General features: G+C 49.1%; 1 rRNA gene. It reads left to right on the top strand.

Annotated elements, in window-relative coordinates:
- Positions 1 to 164: 164 nt before the first annotated feature.
- Positions 165 to 1,682 (top strand): 16S ribosomal RNA (locus MNY27_RS10805).
- Positions 1,683 to 1,697: the final 15 nt, after the last annotated feature.

The following is a 1,697-nucleotide window of genomic DNA, read 5'->3' as shown; positions in this document are numbered from 1 at the left end:
TCTTATTTAGAAATAACTAATATAACAACAAAAACAACCGTCTATTCTATTTGAGACCATAGCAATATGGTTTCCCAATAGTAATAGATAACTATACAAAGCCAATGATTTTTAAATCTTGGGCAAAGGTCAGTAATTCATATTATGATCTTTCTATAATAACAATTATGGAGAGTTTGATCCTGGCTCAGAATGAACGCTGGCGGCGTGCTTAACACATGCAAGTCGAACGGTAACAGAAGGAGCTTGCTCCTTGCTGACGAGTGGCGCACGGGTGAGTAATATATAGGTAATGTGCCCCTTGGACCGGGATAGCCACTGGAAACGGTGATTAATACTGGATACTCCTTCTACTCATAAGAGTAGTCGGGAAATGGATTCTGCCAAGGGATCGGCCTATATCCTATCAGCTAGTTGGTGAGGTAAGAGCTCACCAAGGCGATGACGGGTAGCGGGTTTGAGAGGATGATCCGCCACACTGGTACTGAGACACGGACCAGACTCCTACGGGAGGCAGCAGTGAGGAATATTGCACAATGGGGGCAACCCTGATGCAGCAACGCCGCGTGGAGGATGACGCATTTCGGTGTGTAAACTCCTTTTATATGTCAAGAAAATGACGGTAGCATATGAATAAGCACCGGCTAACTCCGTGCCAGCAGCCGCGGTAATACGGAGGGTGCAAGCGTTATTCGGAATCACTGGGCGTAAAGGACGCGTAGGCGGGGTGGAAAGTCAGGTGTGAAAGCCTACAGCTTAACTGTAGAACTGCACTTGAAACTCTCACCCTAGAGTATGGGAGGGGCAGATGGAATTAGTGGTGTAGGGGTAAAATCCGTAGATATCACTAGGAATACCGAAAGCGAAGGCGATCTGCTGGAACATAACTGACGCTAAGGCGTGAAAGCGTGGGGAGCAAACAGGATTAGATACCCTGGTAGTCCACGCCCTAAACGATGAACACTAGTCGTCGGGATGCTAGTCATCTCGGTGATGCACTTAACAGATTAAGTGTTCCGCCTGGGGAGTACGGTCGCAAGATTAAAACTCAAAGGAATAGACGGGGACCCGCACAAGTGGTGGAGCATGTGGTTTAATTCGAAGATACGCGAAGAACCTTACCTAGCCTTGACATTGATAGAACACTTTAGAGATAGAGTGGTGCCCTTTGGGGAGCTTGAAAACAGGTGCTGCACGGCTGTCGTCAGCTCGTGTCGTGAGATGTTGGGTTAAGTCCCGCAACGAGCGCAACCCTCGTCCTTAGTTGCTAGCAGTTCGGCTGAGCACTCTAAGGAGACTGCCTTCGCAAGGAGGAGGAAGGTGAGGACGACGTCAAGTCATCATGGCCCTTATGGCTAGGGCTACACACGTGCTACAATGGGGCGTACAGAGTGTTGCGATACCGCGAGGTGGAGCTAATCACTTAAAGCGTCTCTCAGTTCGGATAGCAGTCTGCAACTCGACTGCTTGAAGCTGGAATCACTAGTAATCGTAGATCAGCAATGCTACGGTGAATACGTTCCCGGGTCTTGTACTCACCGCCCGTCACACCATGGGAGTTGATTTCACCCGAAATCGGGAAGCCAACCTTCGGGGGGCTACCGCTTACGGTGGAATTAGCGACTGGGGTGAAGTCGTAACAAGGTAACCGTAGGAGAACCTGCGGTTGGATCACCTCCTTTCTAGAGTAAAGAGCA

The organism is Sulfurimonas sp. NWX79, from assembly GCF_039667035.1.
In the GTDB taxonomy this organism is placed as follows: domain Bacteria; phylum Campylobacterota; class Campylobacteria; order Campylobacterales; family Sulfurimonadaceae; genus Sulfurimonas; species Sulfurimonas indica.
Note: the sequence above shows the minus strand (reverse complement) of the source record. Positions and strands in the feature narration are given on the sequence as shown.